The sequence below is a fragment of the Paenibacillus sp. BAC0078 genome, from assembly GCF_054483875.1.
This window is the reverse complement of sequence record NZ_JBTLRW010000025.1, coordinates 54,171-74,923: the sequence shown is the minus strand read 5'-3', so window position 1 is coordinate 74,923 and position 20,753 is coordinate 54,171. Positions and strand designations below refer to the sequence as shown.

Sequence of the window (20,753 nt, the reverse complement as noted above, 5' to 3'; positions counted from 1 at the left end):
GTAGGGAGGGTTTGCCCCGAACGGGATGCATACTGCATCGAACGCTTGTGGAGATCATGTAAGACCTTTCTACAAAAAGGCAGCGATCGTCGAAACAAGAAGCCCCCGCCTCTATAGGCGGTGGGAGTATTCACACTATAATCAAACTTTACCTGTTACTCACTCGATAGTCGAATTTATAATGTAGAGATACATTTTATTTAGGAGGGAATCCAGTGCTTGAACTGGCGCAGATTTCAGAGATTATAGATACGCTGATTCAAAAAGGGATTATTGAAGGAAGCTGTGAGGTGGCGGGTAAGCTGTACGGGAGCACGGACGGGCAGGTGTACAGGCTTGCAGTTAGTGGAGAAGTGAAATACGTGCTAAAAGTGGATCACCCGCAGAGCGTTTCAGCCGCAGTGGATCTGCATCGGGCTTATGCCGGCAGCACACTGCTTGCCAAGCTGCTGTATGCCGATCCTGCCAATACGTACATGGTGTATTCATACATTGAAGGTACCACGCATGTTCAACGCGGCTCCAAAATCAAATGGCTGACGCTTCTGGTGCATCATCTCTTGAACCATTATGAGATTACCCAGGCCGAGCAATGGGGAGGAGCCGGGCGGCTCCATGACTCCTGGGCCAGCTTCAACTCGCTGAGTCTGGAGATCGCCCGCAGCAGTGTGGGTGATCTCCTGCCCCTCGAAGACTACCGGAAGGTGAAACTTCTTGGTGAGCAAATCTCTAGCTGTGAGGATAAATATTTACTGCATGGGGATACAGGCGTCCATAATTTGGTGTTCCGTGAACAGGAGCTTGCTGGTGTTATTGATCCCTCCCCTATGGCGGGGCCGCTGATCTATGACTTTACCTACGCATTCTGCTCCTCGCCGGATGACCTGAATCTGGAAACATTGTTCACAGCTTATGATCAGCTCAAGCACAAAACGGTAGACCGCTCCAGATTGATCCATGAAGTGATTTTTCAGCTCTACTGCCGGATCGGAATTTGTGCCAGGGTGCATCCGCAGGATCTGGAAGATTATCTGCTGGCCTGGGAGAATTGGCGGGTTCATCTGGTCTGATTGCAGTTCCCGGTCCGCTACACCAATCCGGCATCCACAAAACAATGCAGATGCAGAGGAGAGAGCACCTTCAGCCCTTCGCCGATTTCGAAACCCTTGCCTTCGGCAAGCTGCCGGCCTTTCGTATGGAAATAGAGGCGGTATAATTGCAGCATTTCCTCATTAAATTGGCTGCGATGCAGCGCCATGGCGGCAAATTTCTGCTCAAAGTACGGGGTGATATCAATCACCGTATTGGGTTCAGCGGTGAAATAGAAGCCGATAGCCTTCGGCTGCCAAGCCCGGGAGCTTGTCCCTCTGGGGTAAAGCGGAAGACCTGAGGACAAGAAGGCCTGTGCTGCCGCCCGTCCGGTGACGATATGATCATAGTGGGCTTCATAGGCCAGCCACGGATCGGGGCAGAAGATGGCGTCCGGCTGTACGGTGCGGATGACTTCGGCAATTTCCGCCGCCAACGCCGGGATATGCGCAAGCGTGCCGTCGCCATGCTGCAATTGATGGAACACCGTGGCCCCAAGCGACCGGCCTGCTTCCTCCAGCTCCCGCAGGCGGATCGCTGCGATTTCCTGATGAGACAGCTTATCATCCATTGCTCCAAGATCACCGTTTGTCACGGTTAAGTAATGGATTTCACAACCCCTCCCGGCAAAAGACGCGATAATTCCGCCCATCCCGACCTCATTGTCATCCGGGTGCGGCTGCACACACAATATTTTGCTGCAGCCCGTAAGGTCGGGCGGGGCCATAAGATTAACCAGTGTTGCTGAATCCATATTCAATCGCTCCTTTTATTCTATTTAAATTGAACATTAGATTCTCATATTGGGGTCTGGTCGTAACTGCGGGGAATGTTTGGACTTCCGGCCGCTGTTATCTGCAGATTTCTTGATTTATACCGCTGTTCGCGGTGGAAATCCGCAGACAGCTTATGCTTACGATGCCAGCTTTCCTACGGAAAGCTCTCAGGCGGACGCTACCGCTCCTACAGTTCCAAACTTCCCCTCCGCACTTCTACCCGTTTTATGCCTTCTTTATTTCAATTTATATAGCCAATGAGTTTCCCGCGCCTATACAGACCGGCTTTTCTCTAAATCTATCAATATCCGTGCCCTTTGCTTATCGCTAATATTATAGAACAGGATGGGGATAATGGCAGCAAGAAAGCACAGCGCAGGCAACAAGAACATCACGAAGCTAAGACCATGCTGAAGATTTGGTGTAACCGGCTGATTCTCCACATAGTTCAGGAAGCCAAGGCTTGCTCCGATAATCAATCTGGACACCGCCCCGCTGAACTTGGTAATAAAGGTGTTCGTTGAGAAGACAATCCCTTCCCCCCGGAAGCCCAGCTTCCACTCCGAATAATCAATCGTATCCAGCAGCATGGAGGTACTTACAATGATAGTCATTCCGGAGAAAAAGAAGCTGACCCCGAAGAACACCAGCGTGAACAGGATATTCTGATCTCCGAGCAGATAAGGAACAACACAGGACAGGCTGCCAAGGATGCAGGAGCAGACAAACACATTTTTTTTGGAAAAGCGGCCCAGCAGCCGGGGTGTTGCGATCATACCCAGCAGCATCCCGACCACGAGGCTGATCCCAAGCTGTGTTCCGTAGCTGGCATCGCCCCATACATACACGACATAATACAGTTGAATGCTCTGTCTGATGCCCGTGACCAAGTTGATAATCAGCAGAGCGGCGAGCAGGGTAAGCAGCGGTTTATTTTTATAGATCGTTTGCAGATTTTTTTTGAAGGGAATTTTCTCGCTGGAAGGAGCAACTCTTTCTCTGGAGATCAGTCCGGTCAAAAAGATAGTTAATGCGGCAATGACGGCCACAATGATTGCTGAATACAGATAGGCCCCGGTGCTTCTTTCGCCGCCGAAGGCGAGCAGGAGCTGGATACCAAGAGTGGTGATAACTACTGCGCCGATGGTTCCGCCTATTTTGCCTAAGGTGACAATTAACGTCCGTTCACCCGGATCTGTGGAGATCACGGAGGAGATTGCCCAGAGCGGGGTATCGCAGACCGTATAGAGCATTCCCCAGAGCAAATAGGAGACCGTGGCGACAACAAGCGTCGATGTGGGGGAACCCCCGAAATCCCAGAAGCACAGGACGGTAGCTGCGGCGATCAGGAAGGGGGCGAACAGCAGATAAGGTCTGAATTTGCCCCATCTGGAGCGGGTTTTGTCGGTAATCATGCCCATAAGCGGGTCCAGACAGGCGTCAAATATACTTGCGGTTACCAGAATAACGCTGGCTGCAGTTGCCGGGATGCCAAGTAAATCGGTATAGAAGAATAAAATGTACATCGACATAAAGCTGTATAACATATTTTGGCCCAGCAAACCGCCGGAGAACGCCATTTTCTCTGCCAAGGATACTTTTGTCCCCAATGGACAGCCCTCTTTTCTGTATATGTATTGTGGGGTAGAACCATTTGCTAATTATGTTTATTTATAGCTGATTTGCTTCTATTGTCAAGCCCATAGCTCAGATGTATCCGGCAGGCGACAGAAGGCTGAATACACAAATTTCACTATTGCGAATGTTAGCTATTAAAAAAACAACGAAAAATGTCGAAAAAGGAGCTAAGCTGTCCGCCGGGCAGTGCACTGCACGCCTATTGGGCTGGACGCAAAAGCTAACCTCAGGGGGAATTTGGTATGAAATGGTACGCTAACATGAAGACAGCAACAAAAATCATTTCTGCGTTTCTAATCGTTGCTTTGATTCTGACAGGACTGGGAGTGTATTCGATCTTCACACTGCGTACTGCAAACACGAATATGAAAGCGATGTACGGCAATAATCTGATCTCGGTAAGAGATCTCTCCGCTGCCCAAATCAACTATCAGAAAACAAGGGTTAATCTGCGGGATCTGAATATCTCTAAGGATGCTGCGGAAATTTCCAGACTCAAAGAAGAAATTGCAGCCGCCCGTCAGGACATTGATGTGAAGGTGAACAATTACCGGCCGCTTGCCACTACTGTGGAAGAGCAGAATCTGCTGCGCGCCTATGATGATGATTACGGGAAATATAAGAAGCTGTTTGATCAAGGTCTTCTCTTGGCAGAGCAAGAGGGTACGGAGGCTTTTTTTAAGTTTCAAAAAGAGGAGCTTGCAGCGCAAGGGGAGCTTGTTACTAAGGATATGACGGATCTGATTACGGTTAATGTGAAGCTGGCGGAAGAGACTAACCGCAATTCCCAGGATACCTATTCTTCGGCGCTGGTCATTACTATTTCCACTGTTGTGGGCGCAGTCCTGATCAGTATTCTAATCGGCTATTACATTGCCAGATCCATTTCGCGGCCGCTGCTGCAGATGCTCGGGCTTGCCTCTGAGGTGGCGAATGGAAACCTGACGCAAAAATCACAGATTTCCTCGAAGGACGAGGTTGGACAATTGGCAGCCGCGCTGAACCGGATGGTTGACAATTTGAAGGAGCTGATTAACGGCATCGTGATGAATTCCCAAAGCGTCGCCGCCTCCTCACAGCAGATTTCTGCAAGCACACAAGAGATTGCCAGTACGAGCACCAGCCAGTCGTCCGCAGCAGCAAGCATTACTGAGCTTTTCAAAGAGCTGTCCATAGCAATCAACTCTGTGGCTGAAAGCGCGGAGGAAGCCGCCGAGCTGTCCAATGATACGGTCAAAACTGCCCGTGAAGGCGGATATGTAGTTGAAGCTTCGCTTCAGGGTATGCAGGCAGTGAATCAGAAGATGAGTCAGCTTGAAGAGGATTCCCATAAAATTGGCGACATCATTGAGGTCATTGACGATATTGCCGAGCAGACTAATCTGCTGGCTCTGAATGCGGCGATTGAAGCTGCACGTGCCGGCGAGCAGGGACGCGGTTTTGCGGTTGTAGCCGATGAGGTTCGTAAGCTGGCAGAACGCAGCAGTGACGCAACGAAGGAAATTACGAAGATTATCAAGGCCATGCAGGAAAATACGAAACAGAGCGTCCGGGCTGTCGGCGAAAGCGTGGAGCAATCTTCAATGACCAGCCAGGCGTTTGAGCAAATTATCAGCATGGTGAACAACTCCGCGCTCAAGGTCAATGAGATTGCTGCGGCCTGTGAAGAAGAATCGGCTCAGGCTGCTGAAGTGATGAGCTCGGTTGAATCCATATCGGCCTCAAGTGAGGAATCTGCCGCCGCTTCGGAAGAAACGGCAGCAACCTGCCAAGCCTTGGCGCAGCTCTCGGAAGAGCTGGCCAACTCCGCTGCGGCATTCAAGACTCATTAATTCACAGATTGAAGGTGAAATCATGTCCACGCTGCAAAAGGAACAATATATTGAGCTTGCCGTAGGCGCCGAAACCTGTGCGATTCGCATCGAAGAAATCCATGAAATTATCAAAATGCTCGCCATTACGGATATCCCCTTCAGTAAAAGTGAAGTGAAGGGGGTAGTCAACCTTCGGGGCAAGGTAGTCTGCGTTATGAGCCTGCGCAATTTGCTCGGGATGCCCGATGAGCCTTATACCCGGGCTACGCGGATTATTGTGGTTCGCTTCCGGGATGAATTTGTGGGATTAATTGTAGATAAGGTAAATAAGGTGACCACTTACGGCGAGATTCATCCTCCGTCAGCCGGGCAAAGCCGCAGCCGGGAAGGTGTTTTTCTGGGGATTGGACAACGCGGCGATGAGCTGATCGGCATTCTGAAGCTAGAGGAAATACTCGGCGGTTAGGAAGGAGAACAATAAGATGATGGAGCTGTCAGCCTACCGCGATATTTTCATAGAGGAGCTGAACGACCAACTGGAGCGGATCGACCAATCCTTGCTTGCCTTGGAGCATTCACCGACTTCAGAGCTGATACAAACGATTTTCCGTGCTGCGCATACGATCAAGGGGTCATCCTCAACGATGGGCTTCCGGGAAATGAGCGATTTGACCCATGAAGTCGAGTATGCCCTGGAATGGGTAAGGGAGAAGAAGCCGGAGATTACGGCGGTGTTGATTGATACTCTGTTTCGGGCGCTGGATGCGATGAAGCTGCTGCGCAGCCAGTACATCAGTGGAGAAGCATTCTCCGACTGCCGTGCTGTTGTGTCAGAGATCAAGTCTTTGATTAACAATCCTGAGCGTCAGGAGCCGGTCCGGCTGCAGGCTTTGAGCGCGGCGGAGTTGCTTAAGGCCGAGGAGGCTGCCGCAGCTGGACAGCAGTTGCTTGCTGTAAGCATTACGCTGAAAGAAGATTGTCTGATGAAGGCGGCACGACATTATATCCTCCTGCAGCGGATCGAGGATCTATGCGGTACCATCATTGCCGTTACACTTTCGCCTGCCGCAGCTTCAGGTGCGGATGAGGATGAACGCTTCGGCAGGTTTGCCGTTATAACGGCCACGACCAAGGATCGGCAGCTCGTGCAGGAGCAGCTTCGTAGTGACTCTGATATCCAGAGTGTGGATGTGACACTGTACCAGCTTGGAGGCTCTGCGGGGAGTGCAAGGGAGGCTGCCGATTCCGAAGCGCCAAAAGCCCCTCAGACTGTTACGCAGTCCGAAGAGCGGGGGAAAGGCAGCCATCCAACGGTCCGGGTCAACGTGGAGCGCCTCGATCATCTGATGAATCTGGTTGGTGAGCTGCTGATTGAGCAGACATCCTTGGCGGATTTGAGTGCTGCCGGACTGCGTGACGACCCCGCCAAGGTGCTGCCGGGTATTGGCGGTGTGTCGGATCACATGGGCAGGCTGATCAAGGAGCTGCAGGAAGGTGTAATGAAGACACGCATGCTGCCGATTGATCAGTTGTTCAACCGTTTCCCGCGTCTGGTAAGAGATCTGGCCCAGAAGCTGGGCAAGGATATTGAACTGCTGATACAGGGCGGTGAGACCGAGCTTGACCGGATGATTATAGAGGAGCTAAGCGACCCGCTGATCCACCTGATCCGCAACAGCGCTGACCACGGGATCGAGAGCCCGGAAGTGCGGACGGATAGGGGCAAGCCGGCTAAGGGACGGATCACGCTTACCTCCTTTCACGAAGAGAACCATGTGGTCATCCGTCTGGAAGATGACGGGAAAGGCATTGACGCCAGCCAAATAAAGGCCTCCGCACTGGGCAAAGGCATTATTACGGAAGAACAGGCCGGATATTTAACAGCCCAGGAAGCAGTTAATCTGATCTTCGAGCCTGGCTTCTCGACTGCTTCCGAGGTAAGCGACGTGTCCGGGCGTGGGGTCGGAATGGATATCGTGCGAAGTCAGATTGGCCGGCTGAACGGGATCATAGATATCGAAACAGAGCCGGGTAAAGGCACTGCATTCACCATCCGCCTGCCGCTTACCCTGGCCATTATTAAGGGGTTGCTTGTGAGCGTCTCTGGCCGGGTGCTGATTCTCCCGATGTATAATGTAGCCGAAATTGTGCGGATTGCTCCCGAAGAGATTCAGACTGTCCAGGGGGCAGGGGCCATTCTCAATCATGGCCGGATTGTGCCGCTCTCCTGGCTGGGGGACAAGCTGCACTACCCGCGCATGGAACGAAGCTCCAAAACGATTCCTTTGGTGATTGTCAGATCCGTTGATAAGATCGCAGCCTTTGCCGTGGATGAAATCATTGGCAACCAGGAGGTTGTCATCAAATCCTTGGGCGATTATCTCGGGACAATGAACCATCTCTCCGGCGCGACCATTCTGGGTAATGGCCGGGTTGCCCTTATTCTGGATGCTTCTTACCTGGTAAGCCATTAGTACCATCGCTGCGGAAGCGTATAGAAATCGCAGCGATTGTGAAAAATATGGTAAGAAACACCAGGAAAGGGGTGGGATGATGGATATTACACTGGGATCAGATGAAGTGATCAGCCGGATTCGGCAGCTTCAGGCGAGTGGCGGAACTGTGAATAAAAAGCAAGTCAAGCAGCAAGATCCGGAGCTGATGCGCAGTGCGCTGCATTATTTCCCCAGCTGGGAGCATGCCGTGAAGAACGCGAATCTTCTGTAAAAGCTGCAGCACAAATAGCCGAGGGGACCACAAAGAAATAACATTGTGGTCCCCTCGGCTATTTCATCGAACCGGCATATCCCGTTCAGGCTGCGATCCCTGCAAAACTTCAGTCTTGGAACAAAGGAATTGCTCATCAATTGCCTTTTGATTGAGCTGAAGCTCATTCATATAGACATTGATCTTGAGCTGCAAATTCTTCAGGATTTCCAATTGCATTTCATCAATGCGGTCCTCATCACAAAAGGCCGAACAGGCGAGAAAACCGTCCGTATAGGACTTGGTTTCATCAACGATAGTGTTCAGCTTTTCTTTAAAAATTCTTTTAACCGGGCCGTTCTCTGGCTTAATCTCGTAATAACGATTAGTCTCCAGCAGCAGCCGCCAGTGACTGACTTTAAATTCATATTCATCTTTCTCTATTTCTGCGGATACTTTCACAATGCGGATGTGACTGTTCGTGATGACTATGACCCTCCTGAATCCCTGCATGACTGGGAATAATTTTCTATTACACGGATTAAGAGATTATAACATGCTTATCTCACTTTTGCCCACTGGTATATTAGGCGTGGTCCAACTATAGATTTCTATAGTGGGGTCTGGTCGTAACTGCGGGGAATGTTTGGAATTCCGGCCGCTGCCCGCCTGCAGATTTCTTGATTTATACCGCTGTTCGCGGTGGAAATCCGCAGACAGCCTAATCATACGGCCAGCTTTCCTACGGAAAGCTCTCAGGCGGTCGCTACCGCTCCGTAAGTATCCAAACTTCGCCTCCGTCACTTCTGCCCTTTTTATATTTTCTTTAGTTCAACTTTTATAGAATAAAATGTTGTAAAATAAAGGAATCAAATCACATGAAAAAATGGAACAATTCTGAAAGCCAAAAGGGGAAGTAAATATGCTGAAAGCAGAAAATCCGATGCGGAAAAAGTGGTTCCGTACATATGTAATCGTCATGACATCGGCAATTTCTATCTTACTTATGCTTCTGGTAGTCTGGAAACCGGCGGCGGACGGCCAAGCGATGGCAGAGGAAGGGGCACAGGCGACAGCACGTCCGGCAGCAGAGGCAATAGAAATTGAAGGCGGTTCGGGTACAATCTCGCAGGAAGGTGTTTTATACATAAGAGAGTTTAGACAGCAGGGGGGCAGTTTTGAAAATTCATTCACAGCGGTTCCAGACTACGGCACTGAATTAAAGATTTACCTTAAAAACAACGGCGCCTCGGGCAATGTTATCTTCAATGTATACCGTGGAACTCATGAGTACGGATATGTGGAATTAAAGGCTGGACAAGAGCTGACAAGAACGTTCCGAATGGCCGACGGCAGCGGGGTTTCCGGGGATTGGAAAGTTTACGCTACTACTCAGGATGGACATCGCATAGACATTAGCGGAGAGGCAGGACAGCATTAAATAAATCCAGAAGCGGGTTGATCACACCCGTTCTCTGGATTTTTTTTGATAGTATAATGATAAGGAAGGTATTACAATTGATCCAATATTGACCTCGCAGGTCGATTAACAAAAATCCGCCAAAAGGAGCTAAAGAATGAAAGAAAATACTGTAAAAGGGCACCCGGTATTATTTTCAATTATGCTGGGAGTTGTGTTGACCTTATTGGTCTCCGTGGCATCCGCCGCTGCATCCATTATGGAGCTTGACGATACGGGCGTAAGGTTCTCCCAGGCTTGCGCATTTTTCGTCATGGCAGTGATTGTTATCATCTATATGACCAGAAATGGCCGCTCACTGGCGAGCTTCGGATTCAAAAAAATAAATGCGGCGAAGGCACAGCAGGCGTTGTACTACATCCCCTTGCTGATCATCGCGCTGCTCCAGCCGGCTATGAGTGGCATCAACTTTGACCTGTCCGGAATCGAGGTTGCAAGTATACTTCTGTTGACGGTTCTGGTCGGCTTCACCGAAGAAACGATTTTTAGAGGAATCATCCGGGAAAGGCTGCGTTTTAAGGGACCTGTGTTTTATATTGTTTTTTCGTCCGTATTTTTTGGTATTCTACATATGGCGAATGCGCTAAACGGAACCGAGCTTATACATATCCTACTGCAAGTGGTCAACGCTCTTCTGCTGGGCTGTATTCTGGCGCTCTTAATTGAAACCGCAGACAACATCATTCCTTTGGTTGCGTTTCATTTTATCTATGACGCGCTGGCTATGGTCAGCAATGAAAATTTGGATCAGGAAATTCTGGTGGTATCGCTACTGAATATCCTGTATCTCCTGTACGGAATCTACTTAGTTGTTGTCCTGTCGCGCCGGAAGCAAAGCCATAATCTATCTGCATAAGTCTGCGGACGCTCAAAGCCCGCTTGGACTGGCAAGCGCAGGAGCAATAAGCTCACGGAATACTTCGGCCGGAGCGCTGCTCTTGCCCTGCTTGTCCTGTGTGAGGACAACGACGGCTGCAAGCTCCGGCAGAACATATACAAATTGGCCTCCGTAGCCCCGGGCGTAGTAATATTGCATCTCTGCTCTACCCTTTGAGGCCAGCGGATAGGCATCTGTCCACCAATGCCAGCCGTACCCGCCGTGGAAGGGAGCTTCTACGAGAAGTACAGCTTCCGTTGAACGGGCGACTTGCTCCCGCGAAATAACCGGTTTACCCTCCCAGACGCCTTGCTGCAAATAGAGCTGCCCAAATTTCAGCAGATCAGCGGGGCGCAGCCGGAGCCCAAAGCCTCCGGTGTGGATGCCTTGAGGATCTTGCTCCCATTCATAAGCTTCGATTCCAAGCGGCCCGAATAGGTAGCGCCCGGCAAACTCCGCCGTTGTCATTCCCGAAGCCTGAACCAGAATGGCGGATAACAGTTGCGACACCCCAGAGTTGTATTCCATGCGCGTGCCGGGATCGGCTGCAAGCGGCTGCTCCAGTACATACTCAACCCAATTAGGGGATTTGGTCATCTTGGGGAAGGAATTCAGCCCGCCGAACTCGTTCCATTTAAAGCCGGCCGACATGGTGAGCAGATGTTCCAGCGTAATCTCCTGTTTGCGCACATCCTTGCCCGCCTGCAATTGCGGGAAAAATTGTGCTGCCGGAGCAGAGGGCTGCGGCAGTAGGCTTTGATCCATAGCGATGCAGATCAGCGCGGAGAGTACGCTTTTGGTGCAGGAGTTGATCTTGGCAATCTCCTTCGCTGTGTGCTCATCCCGATAATGCTCGAACACAAGCCGGCCCTCGCGGCTGATTAGGCAGCTTCTCAAATTCAGCGGTGCAATGGCTTCAGATAGTGTAGACAAATTCATAGGTTCCGTCCTTTCACGATGAAGTGCAGATCATAAGAATAACCCATTACCCCTAAGTATATCCATACACAAGTGGAAACGGCTACGCCGTCCTTAAAAGAAGCCTAAGCTTCCGAAGCAGCGATACTCCGTATCGCTTTCAGGTATTCGTTTCAGCGAGAAATAGAAGGATAATTTATAGAGTGAAACATATAAATTCTTATATTTATAGTAAAAGCTGCCCTGTTCTCAAGGGCAGCTCTTTATAATGAAATTATGGCCTCATTGTCAAAATTAAGGTAGATGATATGTACTAACGGCTCGCCTTTGCTTGTTTACCTCATAAATCCTGATACACAATGTTAATGAGTTCAATCTTCAGGGTTTGAATCGCTTCTTCCCGGGGAAGCATAATAAATTTGGATAAATATTCGATGTCTCCCGAGAAGAGGGTAAGAATATCCTCCATAGAGTCTTTGTCCCCGCTTTGCGCCTTTTTTACTGTTTCAACGAAGTGATGAGATATTCCTTCAGGATTTCTAAGCCCTTTCGTTTCCATTTGCTAACCCCCTGTTGAGTCATGTGCAATTCCTTTGCCACTTCTTGCTCAGGTATCCCATCAATTACAGTCTTCTTAATTATGTACCTGCATTTCTCCCAAGGGAGCGTTTCCAGCAATTCGTCTACAAACAGCTCTGATATGACCATACTCTCAAAGCTGTTGTCAAAAACCTGATTGTCATACAGCGGACCGCACTCTCTGATTTGCTGAATACGAGTCTTATACTGGATTCTCCATGCTGAGCGTTTCAATAACTTTCTACAGGTTTCTACTAGCTCGTCATCACAGGTAATCATCGCTACTCCCCCATGTCATTGTTGATTCGAATAGATTGATCTCCTCATATAACAAGTAGAATATTCCATAGATTCCACAACTAGCAAAAACATAAATTTACATGATTTCTAATTATCTTCTTAAAGTTGTTAAAATACTCTCTCAATTACCATTAATTATGAGGAAATGTAATGTCTTAATGTCGATTTTATACCTACTTGGAGGTGATGGCGGTGAAGGAGGTTTTTACACCTGAGATTCTTAAAACAATTGCCGGGCTGGAGCAGAGGCTTGCTCTGGGAGATATGGAAGTGTGGCTGGAAACGAAAATCGAATATTATGTAAATCGCAACAAACAGTTGTAAAAAGCGGCTCTGAGTTCCCTTTGATTATTAAAGGAGGGGTATGCAGTCTTAATCATAGTTTCGTTCATCACTAAAAAAGTAAGGGGATGCATGATGAAACATTCAAAAAAAGGATTTAAGCGTGTGCAGCATGGAGGCAAGGGCATCATCGCCAAATGGCTTGGCTTGGCCCTGCTGATTCTAATGGTGGCTCCCGGCGCTGTTTTTGGTTCTGAAAAGAGCCTTTCGATTGACCCGCCGGGTGCGGAAGCAGGCAAAGCCTATGCGGCGGTGTATGGTACGGAGCCTCCTGCTGAACCGGTAACGAATGTGGTGCCGGTAAAAGATTTAGTCAGCGATTCAGTCAGTGATTCCGTATATGATTCGGTATATGGCATAGACCCGACACTGGGAGTGATCCTGCACCGGGGCTCTCTATCCATGAGCTTGTTCGCCATGAGCGATGTGGAGGGGACAATGAGCGCAGTCTCGCCGCCCCTGCAGCAGATCAAATTAGCACAGGCCTCGGGTGTTATCCCGGGCGGCCGGGGTTTTATGCTTCCGCAGGTTGTAGCCGTCAAGGACCTGGCGGGCAATCCGCTTGCAGGTGTTCCGGTTACCTTCACAGCCTCGGAAGACAGCACCATAACCGCGGTGATGAGAGGTCTTAACAGCAATGGAGTCACCGTCATGACAGATGCAAATGGTTACGCTTCTGCCGCCAACACCTACACCGGGTATGTGGGAGAAGGCTTCCAGGTCTATTCCAAGAGCACAGGGGTTATCAAAACCTTGGAGGTAAAAGCCACTGTTCCGGGCCTCCAGCCGGTAACCTTCCGCGTAGAGGTCGGAGCGGTAGGCTCTAACCTGATCGACACAACTCCGCCAACGATTACAGCAACTGCCGTAAACGCTGCGGGAGGCAGCTACATTGCAGGAACATGGACCAACCGCTCCGTGACTGTGCATTACACAGCGGTGGATACGTTATCTCCGATCAAGTTTTTGACCGCCGATCAGGTATTTTCTACTGAAGGTGCCAATCAGATGGCTACAGGCAAGGCTATCGACAGCGCAGCTACAAGCGACGAGGACAAGAACCATTATTCCATCACCACCTTCGGGCCTATCAACATTGACAAAAGCCCGCCGGTGACGACGGTAACGGGGGCGAATGAGGACTCCGGAAGCTGGAGCCATGATAAGGTCACCCTTCATTTTGCGGCAGCGGACCCGTTGTCCGGGGTAGATTCCGTCTACTACAAGATAGGAGATGCCGAACCGGTCAAAACTGCAGGCGCCAGTGCGGAAATAGAGCTTAGCGCTGAGGGAACCGCAACAGTCAGTTATTGGGCTGTGGACAAAACCGGGAACGCCGAACCAGCCAAAACCGCCACTGTGAAAATTGACAAAAGCGGTCCGGTCATTTCCAGCATTCTAAGCCCCGAAGCGAACGCAAAGGGCTGGAACAGCGCGAATGTTACAGTCTCACTGACCGCCTCCGATGCCAATTCGGGCGTGAAGGAAATCCATTATATTCTGGGCGCAGCCGGGGAAGAGAAGATTGTTCCAGGGGCCACGGCGGCGTTTACCGTTCAGACAGAGGGCATTACCCCGCTATCGTTCTGGGCTGTAGACCAAGCCGGAAATGCCACTCCTTCGCAGAAGACGGAGATAAAAATTGATAAAACGATTCCTGTACTCACCGTACCGGCAGATATCACTATCGAAGCTACGGCAGTTCGCTCACCTGTCAATATTGGAAAAGCGTCCGTGCAGGATATTTCCATCCCGGATGTCACAATCACGAACGATGCTCCGGCAGATTTCCCTATCGGCACTACAACCGTTAAGTGGACTGCCGTTGACCCGGTAGGAAATACCTCCTCACAGGTGCAGAAAATTACGGTAAAAGATACAACGAAACCTTTGCTTACCGTGCAGGGGGATATCGTAGTGGAAGCTACCGCTGTAAAAACACCGGTCGTAGTGAGCGGTGCGATAGGAAAGGATATTTTCCCGGTCATTGTGGTGAACAATGCTCCGAAGGAATTTCCTGTCGGGACCACTGAGGTCACATGGACCGCTACGGATGCGAACGGCAACGTGGCTACAGCCACACAAAATGTAATTGTGGCCGATAGAACCAAGCCGGAGCTGAGCGCGCCGGAGAACATTACGAAGGAAGCTACGGCCAGAAGAACGCCGGTTGCCATCGGAACGGCTACGGCGAAAGATATTTTTAAAGTGACTATCACGAATAATGCACCCGCAGATTATCCAGTGGGAACTACAAAGGTCACTTGGAAGGCTGTTGATGAGAACGGTAATGCCTCTTTTGCCGATCAACTGATTACCATCACGGACACAACCAAACCTAATCTGACGATTCCGCAGGACATCACGGTAGAGGCCACCTCCAAGCGGATGAAGCTGGAAATCGGGCAGGCCAAGGCCACCGATCTGTTCGATGTTCTGCTGACCAATAATGCTCCGGCAGATTATCCGGTTGGTGTTACCAAGGTTACCTGGACCGCCACGGACGAGCATGGCAATGTCTCAGAGGCCGATCAGATTATCACCGTCACCGATAAGACGGCTCCTGTGCTGACTGTGCCCAAGGATATTACAGCGGAAGCAACCGGAATCAAGACGCCGGTAGAGCTGGGAGAAGCAACGGCTACGGATATTTTCAAGGTTACGATTTCCAGTAATGCCCCGGACAGCTTTGCCATCGGTAAAACTGTTGTCACCTGGACAGCCACCGATGAGAATGGCAACAGCACCAGGGGAACGCAAAATATTACAATTGTGGATACGACAAAACCGCTGGTTACGCTGCCCGGTAACAAAACGGTAGAAGCAACCGGTGAACGCACCAAGGTGGAGCTTGGCAAGCCGGTGATTACTGAGATTTTCCCGGTGACGGTTAAAAATGATGCTCCTGCAGATTTTCCGCTGGGCTTAACGCCAGTCACCTGGACGGTTACAGATGCGAACGGTAATGCAACGACAGGTACGCAGGAGATCAAAGTAGTGGATACGACCAAACCTGTTCTCACCGTACCTGAGGATATTACGGCCCAGGCGACGGCAATTCGATCTATTGTTGATCTTGGCGAGCCAACCGTAACAGATTTGTTCAAGACCACTGTGATTAATGACGCTCCGGATGATTTTCCGGTAGGCACCACAAAGGTAACGTGGATGGCTAAGGACACAAGCGGCAATGTGGCAATCGGCACACAGAATGTAACGGTTGTCGATACGACCGATCCTGTGCTCCATGTGCCTGCGGATATTAAAATTGAAGCCACTGCTGTAAGATCGCCTGTAGTTATTGGACAAGCTACGGCGACGGATATTTTCCCGGTCAAGGTAACAAGCAATGCTCCGGCGGATTATCCGGTTGGAACAACCGAAGTTACCTGGACCGCTACGGATGCCAATGGCAGAGTATCTAAGGGGATTCAAAAAATTGTTGTAGTCGATACAACGCTTCCGGTTCTTAAGGTACCTGCGGATATCAGCGTAGAGGCTACAGCGGTAAATACACCAGTCAATATTGGCAAGGCGACCGCTACGGATCTGTTCCCGGTGAACGTTACAAGCAATGCTCCGGCCAGCTTCCCGCTGGGCAAGACGATTGTGACCTGGAAAGCTACAGATGCGAACGGCAATGTCAGCAACGAAACACAGACGATTACTGTAGTAGATACAACAGCGCCTGCTATTGCAGACACGCCGGATCTTACGATTGAAGCAACTGGCAGTGAAACAGCGGTAGAGCTGACACCTCCGGCAGCCACGGATATTTTCGGCGTAAGCGAAATTACGAGTAATGCTCCGGCTAATTTCCCGATCGGAGTTACAGAGGTAACCTGGACAGCCAAGGATGAGAATGGAAACGTCTCTACCCGTAAGCAAAAGGTCACGGTAGCAGATACGACCAAGCCGGTACTGACCGTGCCGAAGGATGTTCAAGTGGAAGCCACAGCGGTGAAGACTCCTGTAGAGATTGGACAGGCTGAAGCTACAGATCTATTCAAAGTGACCATTACAAGCAACGCGCCGAAGGATTACCCGCTGGGCACAACTGAGGTTATCTGGACTGCGAAGGATGAGAACGGTAATGTATCCACAGGCGTGCAGAAGATTACGGTAGTGGATACGACCAAACCGGTTTTGACCGTGCCGAAGGATATTCAAGTGGAAGCCACGGCGGTGAAGACCCCCGTAGAGATTGGACAGGCTACAGCGGCGGATATTTTTAAAGTTGACATCACCAGCAATGCTCCGGAGTCTTATCCGTTAGGCACAACAAAGGTTGTCTGGACGGCGATAGATGCAAACGGCAATGTATCCACCGGAATACAAAAGATCACGGTAGTGGATACATCGAAGCCGGTGCTGATTGTGCCGAAGGATCTGACGGTGGAAGCCACAGCAGTGAAGACCCCTGTAGAGATTGGGATGGCTACAGCGACGGATATTTTCAAATACATTATTATGAACAATGCTCCTGAAAGCTACCCGCTGGGTACAACTGAAGTCCTCTGGACAGCCAAGGATGAGAACGGCAATGTGTCCACAGGCGTGCAGAAGATTACAGTCGTGGATACAACGAAGCCGGTACTGAATGTGCCGAAGGATGTTCAAGTGGAAGCAACCGCTGTGAGAACTCCTGTAGAGATTGGGCAAGCCACAGCGGCAGATATTTTCAAGTACACTATTACAAGCAATGCTCCTGCGGACTACCCGCTGGGTATAACTGAAGTAATCTGGACAGCGAAGGATGAGAACGGCAATGTGTCCACCGGCGTGCAAAAGATCACGGTCGTGGATACAACGAAACCCGTTCTAACCGTGCCGAAGGATCTGACCGTAGAAGCGACCGCAGTGAAGACTCCAGTGGAGATCGGACAAGCGGCAGCAACGGATATTTTCAAAGTAACTGTAACCAGCAACGCTCTGGAAGTCTATCCGCTGGGAACGACAGAGGTCACCTGGACGGCCAAGGATGAGAATGGCAATGTATCCACCGGCGTGCAGAAGGTGACAGTTACAGATACAACCAATCCTTTGCTGAAATTCAAAGGCTCGCTGCATATCACTCGTGAGGCTTCCGCGCTCTCAACGCCTGTTGAGCTGGAAGTGCCTGAGGTGCAGGAAATTTTCCCGTTCACCTTAACAACCGATGCGCCAGGGTTCGGCGGCAAGGGGCCGATCAGTTCCGGGGAGACAATTACAGCTAAATTCCCACTCGGAACGACAAAAGTGACCTGGACCGCCGAAGATGCCAACGGAAATGTAATGATTGGCATTGTGACAGTAACCATTACGGATACCGTCAAGCCTGTACTCAAGCTTCCGGCAGATATCACTCTGGAAGCCACTGCAGTCAAAACGCCTGTTGAGATTGGTAAAGCAACAGCGACGGATATCTTTGACGTAACTGTAAAGAGCGACGCTCCGGCAGAGTTTGTGCTGGGAACAACTGAGGTAAAATGGACGGCTATGGATGCGAACGGCAATGTAACCACTGGCGTGCAGAAGATCACGGTCGTGGATACAACGAAGCCGGGACTGATCCTGCCAGCCGACAAAACTGTAGAAGCAACTGCACTCAAGACTCCGGTGGACATTGGAGAAGCCAAAGGAACAGATATTTTCAAAGTAACCGTAACCAGCAACGCTCCGGCAGATTATGCGCTGGGAACAACTGAGGTAAAATGGACGGCTACGGATGAGAATGGCAATGTGACCACAGGCGTACAGAAGATCACGGTAGTAGATACAACGAAGCCGGGACTGACGCTTCCAGCTGACAAAACCGTCGAAGCGACTGCGCTGAAAACTCCGGTGGATATCGGAGAAGCCAAAGGAACAGACATTTTCAAAGTAACTGTAACCAGCAACGCTCCGTCAGAGTTTGCACTGGGAACAACGGAGGTAAAATGGACGGCAACAGACGAGAATGGCAATGTGACCACAGGCGTGCAAAAGATCACGGTAGTGGATACGACGAAGCCGACTCTGGAGCTTCCGGCGGATAAAACGGTAGAAGCAACTGCGCTGAAGACTCCGGTAGATATCGGAGAAGCCAAAGGAACGGACATTTTCAAAGTAACCGTAACCAGCAACACTCCGTCAGAGTTTGCACTGGGAACAACGGAGGTAAAATGGACGGCAACGGATGAAAACGGCAATGTGACCACAGGCGTGCAGAAGATCACGGTAGTGGATACGACGAAGCCGACTCTGGAGCTGCCAGCGGACAAAACCGTCGAAGCGACTGCGCTGAAAACTCCGGTAGACATCGGTCAGGCAAAAGGCACAGATATTTTCAAAGTAACCGTAACCAGCAACGCTCCGTCAGAGTTTGCACTCGGAACAACAGAGGTAAAATGGACGGCAACGGATGAAAACGGCAATGTGACCACAGGTGTGCAGAAGATCACGGTAGTGGATACAACAAAACCAGGACTGACACTTCCGGCAGATAAAACCGTCGAAGCAACTGCGCTGAAGACTCCGGTGGATATCGGCCAGGCGAAGGGAACAGACATTTTCAAAGTAACCGTAACCAGCAACGCTCCGTCAGAGTTTGCACTGGGAACAACTGAAGTGAAATGGACGGCTACAGACGAAAATGGCAATGTGACTACCGGCGTGCAAAAAATCACGGTAGTGGATACGACGAAGCCGAATCTGGAGCTTCCAGCGGACAAAACGGTCGAAGCCACAGCGCTGAAGACTCCGGTGGACGTCGGTCAGGCGAAAGGAACAGACATTTTCAAAGTAACCGTAACCAGCAACGCTCCGTCAGAGTTTGCACTGGGCACAACTGAAGTGAAATGGACGGCTACAGATGAAAATGGCAATGTGACTACGGGCGTGCAGAAGATTACGGTAGTGGATACGACAAAACCAGGACTGATCCTGCCAGCCGACAAAACAGTCGAAGCAACAGCACTTAAGACTCCGGTGGACGTCGGCCAGGCAAAAGGCACAGACATTTTCAAAGTCACTGTAACCAGCAATGCCCCAGCAGAGTTTGCACTAGGTACAACAGAAGTAAAATGGACGGCAACGGATGAGAACGGCAATGTGACCACAGGCGTGCAGAAGATTACGGTAGTGGATACGACGAAGCCAGTGCTTAAAGCCCCAGCAGATGTATCTGTAGCCGCGACCGGAACACGCACCAATGTAACGTTGGGCCAAGCCACAGCGAGCGATATTTTCGGCTATACGCTGAAGAACGATGCTCCTGCAGATGGATTCCCGGTTGGAAAAACAACTGTCACCTGGACCGCCACCGATGCGAACGGCAATGTATCGACGGCAGTGCAGTATGTAACCGTATTTCAGACGTTTAAAGTCGAGTCGTTCAATGCCAACAGAGCGAGCGTTACGAATACGATTGCTCCAAGAATCTTATTCACGAATACGAGCAACAGCACTATCCAGCTCTCGAATATCAAGTTTAGATACTACTACACCATTGATGGTGAGAAACTGCAAGGCTTCTACTCCGATTACGCCCGGGTATGGGGCTCCAGCAGCACCATTCAGTCCTATATCACAGGAAGCTTCCAAAAGACCACTAGCAAGACCGGTAGTAATTATTACCTGGAGATCAGCTTCTCCAGAAGTGCCGGAAGTCTGAAGCCGGGTGAAAAAGTAGAAATTCAATGCAGATTCTGGAAATCAGACTATTCTAACTACATCCAGACTAATGATTATTCCTTCAATGCATCGGCAACAGATTATACAGATACCAATAAAATTACGGTCTATTCCTCAGGAAATCTGATTGCAGGGATAGAACCGTAAGCACATAAAAGCAATGAAGCGCTATTTCCAGGCTGCCGTCCGCTAATGGATGCGGTAGCCTGGAGCTTAATATGAGAGATCAACCAACCAGCTCCATTCCGGGGGTACTATATGCCAGATGACATGAATGAAATATTACAACGGTTGACCCGCGTAGAAACAAAGCTCGACATTATGAACTCAGCAAGAGATATTGCGCTTGAGGCGATGCAGAGCACCAAATCGGCACATTTGCGCATAGATGAGATGCGGGATGAGCTGGCCAGATTGAAGGTTCGGCAAGGGGAGAACCAGCGGTGGCTGGTAGGAACCATAATCAGCAGTGTGGGGTTATTTATTGCGGCTGCAGGGCTTTTGTTGAAAATAATGATTGGATAACCTTAATGAAAGAACACTATTTGCTTAAGCCACCCTTGGGTGGCTTTTTGGCATTT

15 protein-coding genes are annotated in these 20,753 nt (G+C 50.1%); 10 read left to right on the top strand and 5 right to left on the bottom strand.

Annotation, left to right across the window (positions count from 1 at the left end):
- Positions 1–215: 215 nt before the first annotated feature.
- The gene (locus ACX1DY_RS28400) at positions 216–1,070 is read left to right on the top strand and encodes a phosphotransferase (protein WP_458967480.1); all 855 of its coding nucleotides are present in this window, start codon (positions 216–218) and stop codon (positions 1,068–1,070) included.
- Between the two features lie 17 nt (positions 1,071–1,087).
- Here the strand turns inward: ACX1DY_RS28400 and ACX1DY_RS28395 are convergent, their stop codons facing one another.
- A complete protein-coding gene (locus ACX1DY_RS28395) occupies positions 1,088–1,843 on the bottom strand; it encodes a PIG-L deacetylase family protein (protein WP_458967479.1) in 756 nt (251 codons plus the stop codon).
- Positions 1,844–2,137: 294 nt separating this feature from the next.
- Complete coding sequence (locus ACX1DY_RS28390; protein WP_458967478.1) at positions 2,138–3,475, bottom strand: MFS transporter; 1,338 nt, start codon at positions 3,473–3,475, stop codon at positions 2,138–2,140.
- A gap of 270 nt (positions 3,476–3,745) precedes the next feature.
- Here ACX1DY_RS28390 and ACX1DY_RS28385 point away from each other — a divergent pair, with 270 nt between their 5' ends.
- From ACX1DY_RS28385 to ACX1DY_RS28370, 4 genes are all read left to right on the top strand, one after another.
- Positions 3,746–5,335 carry a methyl-accepting chemotaxis protein gene (locus ACX1DY_RS28385; protein WP_458967477.1) on the top strand — a complete coding sequence of 530 codons (1,590 nt, stop codon included), beginning with the start codon at positions 3,746–3,748 and terminating at the stop codon, positions 5,333–5,335.
- 22 nt (positions 5,336–5,357) lie between these two features.
- Positions 5,358–5,783, top strand: a complete 426-nt coding sequence (locus ACX1DY_RS28380) for a chemotaxis protein CheW (RefSeq protein ID WP_458967476.1) — start codon at positions 5,358–5,360, stop codon at positions 5,781–5,783.
- 16 nt (positions 5,784–5,799) lie between these two features.
- Positions 5,800–7,791, top strand: a complete 1,992-nt coding sequence (locus ACX1DY_RS28375; protein WP_458967475.1) for a chemotaxis protein CheW — start codon at positions 5,800–5,802, stop codon at positions 7,789–7,791.
- A 76-nt stretch (positions 7,792–7,867) separates the two neighbouring features.
- On the top strand, positions 7,868–8,044 hold the full coding sequence (locus tag ACX1DY_RS28370) for a hypothetical protein (RefSeq protein WP_458967474.1): 177 nt from the start codon (positions 7,868–7,870) through the stop codon (positions 8,042–8,044).
- A 63-nt stretch (positions 8,045–8,107) separates the two neighbouring features.
- Here the strand turns inward: ACX1DY_RS28370 and ACX1DY_RS28365 are convergent, their stop codons facing one another.
- Positions 8,108–8,536, bottom strand: coding sequence for a hypothetical protein (locus ACX1DY_RS28365; protein ID WP_458967473.1), 429 nt, complete (start codon positions 8,534–8,536; stop codon positions 8,108–8,110).
- Between the two features lie 409 nt (positions 8,537–8,945).
- Between ACX1DY_RS28365 and ACX1DY_RS28360 the strand changes: the two genes are divergently transcribed.
- Positions 8,946–9,464, top strand: coding sequence for a hypothetical protein (locus tag ACX1DY_RS28360; protein WP_458967472.1), 519 nt, complete (start codon positions 8,946–8,948; stop codon positions 9,462–9,464).
- A gap of 136 nt (positions 9,465–9,600) precedes the next feature.
- Entirely contained in the window at positions 9,601–10,359 is a 759-nt protein-coding gene (locus ACX1DY_RS28355; RefSeq protein WP_458967471.1) for a CPBP family intramembrane glutamic endopeptidase, read from the top strand.
- A 12-nt stretch (positions 10,360–10,371) separates the two neighbouring features.
- On the opposite strand, the gene ACX1DY_RS28350 is transcribed toward ACX1DY_RS28355, so the two are convergent.
- Complete coding sequence (locus ACX1DY_RS28350) at positions 10,372–11,319, bottom strand: serine hydrolase domain-containing protein (protein WP_458967470.1); 948 nt, start codon at positions 11,317–11,319, stop codon at positions 10,372–10,374.
- Positions 11,320–11,638: 319 nt separating this feature from the next.
- Positions 11,639–11,857 (bottom strand): helix-turn-helix domain-containing protein, encoded by a 219-nt coding sequence (locus ACX1DY_RS28345; RefSeq protein WP_458967469.1) that lies wholly within the window; start codon positions 11,855–11,857, stop codon positions 11,639–11,641.
- 512 nt (positions 11,858–12,369) lie between these two features.
- On the opposite strand from ACX1DY_RS28345, the gene ACX1DY_RS28340 reads away from it, so the two are divergent.
- The 3 genes from ACX1DY_RS28340 to ACX1DY_RS28330 all read left to right on the top strand — a co-directional run bounded on the left by ACX1DY_RS28340 (position 12,370) and on the right by ACX1DY_RS28330 (position 20,697).
- A complete protein-coding gene (locus tag ACX1DY_RS28340; RefSeq protein ID WP_458967468.1) occupies positions 12,370–12,501 on the top strand; it encodes a hypothetical protein in 132 nt (43 codons plus the stop codon).
- Positions 12,502–12,594: 93 nt separating this feature from the next.
- Positions 12,595–20,319 carry an HYR domain-containing protein gene (locus ACX1DY_RS28335; protein ID WP_458967467.1) on the top strand — a complete coding sequence of 2,575 codons (7,725 nt, stop codon included), beginning with the start codon at positions 12,595–12,597 and terminating at the stop codon, positions 20,317–20,319.
- Between the two features lie 111 nt (positions 20,320–20,430).
- On the top strand, positions 20,431–20,697 hold the full coding sequence (locus tag ACX1DY_RS28330; protein WP_458967466.1) for a hemolysin XhlA family protein: 267 nt from the start codon (positions 20,431–20,433) through the stop codon (positions 20,695–20,697).
- Positions 20,698–20,753 lie beyond the last annotated feature (56 nt).